Here is a 5,405-nt window from a genome sequence, read left to right on the forward strand (position 1 = left end):
CGCGGTGGAGGCGACGACGGGCCGGATGGCGTTCGTGTTCACGGGTCAGGGTTCGCAGCGGGTGGGGATGGGTCGTGGGTTGGCCGCCGCGTTTCCGGTGTTCGCGTCCGCGTGGGACGAGGTGCTGGCGTTGTTTCCGGCCGAGGTGCGCGAGGCGGTGGTCGAGGGGTCTCGGGTCGGGGAGACGCGGTTCGCGCAGCCGGCGATCTTCGCGTTCGAGGTGGCGTTGGTGCGGCTGTTCGGGTCGTGGGGTGTGGTGCCGGATGTGGTGATGGGGCATTCGGTGGGGGAGATCGCGGCGGCGTGGGCTGCGGGGGTGTTCTCGTTGGAGGATGCGGCGCGGCTGGTGGTGCGGCGTGGTGCGCTGATGGGCGCTGTGACCAGTCCGGGGGCGATGGCCGCGATCGCGGTGTCCGAGGACGCCGTGGAGTTGCCCACCGGGGTGGAACTGGCGGCGGTCAACGCGCCGGAGTCGGTGGTGGTGTCCGGTGATGCCGATGCGGTGGCCGCCGTGGTGGAGACCTACCGGCAGCGGGGGATCAAGGTGTCGCTGCTCAATGTGAGTCACGCGTTCCACTCAGCGCACATGGACGAGGTACTGGACGACTTCGAGTCGGTCGTGGCCGGGGTCGAGCTGAGGCAGCCGACGGTCGAGTTCGTGCCGGTCGCGGACGGTGCGGACCCGGCGCACGTCGCCTACTGGGTCGGCAACGTGCGCCGCACCGTCCGGTTCGCCGACGGCGCCGCCCGCCTCGACGCCGCCCACGTCCTGGAAGTCGGCCCCGACGCCGGTCTCACCCCCGTGGTCGACGGGTGCGTGCCCGCGCAGTCGAGGAAGGCCGACGAGGTCGGGGGTGTGCTCGACGCGCTCGCCTCGCTGTACGCGCGGGGCGCCACGATCGACTGGCACGGCTTCTATCCGGGCGTGCGGCCCACCGCCGTGCCCACCTACGCCTTCCAGCGCAAGCGGTACTGGCTGGAGAGCGAGGGCGAGACCGACAGCGGCTTGACCTACCACCTCACCTGGCGCCCGGCCTCGCCCGGCACCGGCCCGACCCTCGCCGAGCGGATCGCCGCGGGTGAGGCCCGGCTCGTCACGGTCGACTCCGCCGCCGAACTCGCGGACGTTCTCCGGGACACCACCGAGGGCGCCGTGTGGGTGCGGACCCACAATGCCGTCGCCGTGACCGGCTCCGAGGTCCCCGACCCGGCGCAGGCCGCCGTCTGGGCCGCGGGCCGGGTCGCCGCGTTGGAGCACCCGGCGGTGTGGGGCGGGCTCCTCGACGGCGACGTGCCCGACGACTTCCGTCCCGGTCCCGAGGACCAGATCGCCGTCCGCGACGGCCAGGTCCTGTGTCGCAGGCTCGACCGGACCACCGACGGCGCGCCGTGGACTCCACGCGGCACAGTCCTGATCACCGGCGGCACCGGAGCCCTCGGCTCCGAGGTCGCCCGGTGGGCGGCCCGGTCCGGCGCGGAACGGCTCGTGCTCACGAGCAGGCGCGGGCCCGAGGCTCCGAACGCGAGCGAGCTGTGGGCACTGGAAGAGCACGGCGTCGAGGTGGTCCTCGCGCGGGCCGAGGCCACCGACGAGGAGACCATGGCCGAACTCGTCGCCGCCTACCCGCCCGACGCCGTCGTCCACGCCGCCGGGACCGCCGCGCACCGCGCGCTGGCCGATGCCGATGCGGGCCACTTCGCCGAGCTGCGCGCGAAGGCCGAGGGTGCGCAGCTGCTCGACCGGCTCACCCGCGATCTCGATCTGGAGGCGTTCGTCCTCTTCTCGTCGGTGGCCAGTGCCTGGGGCAGTGGTGAGCAGGCCGCCTACGCCGCCGCCAACGCCGAACTCGACGCGCTCGCCGAGCGCCGCCGTGCGGAGGGACACCCCGGTGTCGCCCTCGCCTGGGGTCCGTGGGCCGGCGAGGGGATGGCCGACGGCGCGGGCCTGGAACGGCACGGCCTGCGCCCTCTGGCCGTGCCGACCGCCATCACGGCGCTGAGCCGCTCCGCGCGGTCCCGCGGCGTCGTCGTCATCGCCGACGTCGACTGGAACCGGTTCACCGACACCTTCACGGCGGCCCGCCCCAGCCCGCTGCTCAGCGGACTCGTGCCCACGCCGGACGAGCGGGATCAGGCGGAGCCGGAGGCCGACCTGCTCGCGCGGCTGCGCGCCCTCCCGGAGGCCGAGCGGCTGCCGCACCTGGTCCGGCTGGTGCGCGGCCACGCGGCCGACGTCCTCGGGCACGAGTCGCCGTCCGAGGTCGGGGGCACCCGCTCGTTCCGCGACCTCGGGTTCGACTCGCTCAGCGCCGTCCAGCTCCGGGACCGGCTCCGCGCCGCCACCGGCCTGGCCCTGCCCGCGACCTTCGCCTTCGACCACCCCACTCCCACCGAGGTGGCCACCGAGCTGCTGGCCGGACTGGTCCCTCGCGGCGACGGGGATGCGGAGCTGCAGCGGCTCGTCACGGCCATCCCGGTCGAGCGCATCCGAGCGGCAGGGCTGCTCGATGCGTTACTCGACCTCGCCCGCGACCCGGGCGGAAGCGGGGACGAGCCCGAGGAGGGCGCCGACGGCGACCTCGACGACATCGACGAGATGGACGCCGACCGGCTGATCCGCCTCGCCATCGACCACACGGACGCCTGACGGCCCAGGAGCGCACCATGACCACGTCGAACGACAAACTCCTCGAGGCCCTCCGCGCTTCGGTCAAAGAGGCCGAGCGGCTGCGCCGACGCAACCGCGCGCTGCAGGACGCCCAGTCCGAGCCCATAGCAATCGTCGGCATGGCCTGCCGGTTCCCCGGCGGTGTCCACAGCCCCGAACAGCTGTGGGAGTTGCTGGCCGAGGGGCAGGACGCGGTGGGCGACTTCCCCACCGACCGCGGCTGGGACCTCGACGCTCTCTACGACCCGGACCCGGACAGCCCGGGCACCTCGTACACCCACCAGGGCGCGTTCCTCGACGACGTCGCCGGGTTCGACGCGGGCCTGTTCGGCGTGCATCCCCGCGAGGCGCTGGCCATGGATCCGCAGCAGCGCCTGCTGCTCGAGACCACCTGGGAAGTCTTCGAACGCGCGGGACTCGACGCCGCGAGCCTGCGCGGAAGCCGCACCGGCGTCTACATCGGCGCGAACGTCCACGACTACCCCGAGGCCCTGCGCGGAGCCCCTGACGACCTCGGCGGGTACGTCGCCACCGGCAACGCCGCGTCCGTCGTGTCCGGGCGCCTCGCCTACACGTTCGGCCTCGAGGGACCCGCCGTCACCGTCGACACCGCCTGCTCGGCCTCACTGGTCTCGCTGCACCTCGCGGTCCAGGCACTGCGCGCGGGCGAGTGCGACCTGGCCGTCGCCGGCGGCGCGACCGTCATGGCCAGCCCCGCCGCGTTCACCGAGTTCTCCCGGCAGCGTGGGCTGGCCGCCGACGGGCGATGCAAGCCCTTCGCGGCTGCGGCCGACGGCACCGGCTGGGGGGAGGGCGTCGGCGTGTTGCTCGTCGAGCGCCTGTCCGACGCCCGACGGCTCGGGCACCGGGTCCTCGGCGTCGTGCGTGGCTCCGCGACCAATCAGGATGGCGCGTCCAACGGCCTGACCGCGCCCAACGGGCCCGCCCAACGGCGCGTCATCCGCGCGGCGCTGGAGAACGCGCAGCTCACCCCCGCCGATGTGGACGCCGTCGAGGCGCACGGCACCGGAACCGCACTCGGCGACCCCATCGAGGCGCAGGCGTTGCTCGCCACCTACGGCGCCGATCGGGGGGACCGGGCACAGCCTCTGCTGCTGGGCTCCCTCAAGTCCAACATCGGCCACACTCAGGCGGCGGCGGGCGTCGCCGGGGTCATGAAGATGCTGCTCGCGCTGCAGCGCGGGACACTCCCCGCGACCCTGCACGTGGACGCGCCGAGTCCGCGCGTGGACTGGTCGGCGGGCGCTGTCGAGGTCGTGACCGCCCGCCGTGAGTGGCCGTCGGTCGACCGGCGGCGCCGGGCCGGGGTGTCGTCGTTCGGGATGAGCGGCACCAACGCGCACGTGGTGCTGGAGCAGGCCCCGGTGGGGGAGAGCGCCGAGTCCGAGCCTGCCGGCGTGGTGCCGTGGTTCCTGTCGGGCGCGTCGGCGGAGGCCGTGCGCGCCAGGGCAGGCGAGCTGGCCGGGGTGCCGGCGGATGCGGGGGACGTCGCGCGGTCGTTGGTGTTCACGCGCACCGCGCTGCCGTCGCGGGCCGTCGTGGTGGGCGATGCGGCGACGCTCGAAGAGGGTGTGGCCGCGCTGGCTGTCGGCACGCCGCATCCGGCGGTCGTGACCGGGACGGCGGACGAGCCCGGCCGGGTCGTGTTCGTCTTCCCCGGTCAGGGGGCGCAGTGGGCGGGCATGGCGCGGGAGCTGGCCGCATCGTCCGAGGTGTTCGCGGCGCGGCTGGCCGACTGCGACGCGGCGTTGTCGCACTTCAAGGACTGGTCGCTGGAGGAGGCACTGGCGGATGCGGCGCTGCTGGAGCGGGTGGACGTCGTGCAGCCGGTGCTGTGGGCGGTGATGGTCTCGCTGGCGGCGGTGTGGCGGTCGTGGGGTGTGGAGCCCGCGGCCGTGGTGGGGCATTCGCAGGGTGAGATCGCGGCCGCCGTGGTGTCGGGTGCGCTGTCGTTGGAGGACGGCGCGCGGGTCGTCGCGCTGCGGTCGCGGACACTGCGGCGGCTCGCCGGGCGGGGCGGCATGGTGTCGGTCACGCTGGGCGAGGCCGAGGTTCGGGAGCGGATCGCACCGTTCGGGGAGCGGCTGTCGGTCGCCGTGGTGAACGGGCCGTCGGCGGTGGTGGTGTCCGGGCAGCCCGCCGCGCTGGACGAGTTCGTGGTGGCGTGCGAAGCCGAGGACGTGCGGGCCAAGCGGGTGCCGGTGGACTACGCGTCGCACTCCGCGCAGGTCGACGAGCTGCGGGACGAGCTGCTCGCGGAGCTGGAGCCCGTGCGGCCGCGAGCGGGTTCCGTGCCGGTCTACTCGACGCTGACCGGGCGGGTGGAGGACGGCTCGGGGATGGATGCCGGGTACTGGTTCGACAACCTGCGCGGGGTCGTGGACTTCGCGGGTGCGGTGGAGCGGCTGGTCACCGACGAGTTCGGACTGTTCGTCGAGTGCTCCCCGCATCCGGTGCTGACCATGGCGCTGCCCGAGGACGTCGTCGCCGTCGGATCACTCAAACGCGACCACGGCGGTCTCGACCGGATGCTGCTGTCTCTCGGTGAGGTCGTCGTCCGCGGCCTCACCCCGGACTGGTCCGCGGTCCTGCCCGGCGACGGGCGGGCGGACCTGCCCACGTACCCGTTCCAGCGGCAGCGTTTCTGGCCCGCGCGCGGTGCCACCGAGGTGGCCGCGTCCGGACTCGCCGCCACCGGGCACCCGCTGCTGGGCGC

Annotated in this window: 2 pseudogenes; both read left to right on the forward strand. The window is 74.3% G+C overall.

Going from position 1 to position 5,405, the window contains the following annotated elements:
* Positions 1–67: 67 nt before the first annotated feature.
* Positions 68–1,858 (forward strand): annotated as a pseudogene (locus SACPADRAFT_RS27090) (acyltransferase domain-containing protein); the annotation flags it as partial.
* Between the two features lie 53 nt (positions 1,859–1,911).
* Positions 1,912–5,405, forward strand: a pseudogene (locus SACPADRAFT_RS27095) (beta-ketoacyl synthase N-terminal-like domain-containing protein); the annotation flags it as partial.

The sequence above is a fragment of the Saccharomonospora iraqiensis subsp. paurometabolica YIM 90007 genome (assembly GCF_000231035.2).
In the GTDB taxonomy this organism is placed as follows: Bacteria; Actinomycetota; Actinomycetes; order Mycobacteriales; family Pseudonocardiaceae; genus Saccharomonospora; species Saccharomonospora paurometabolica.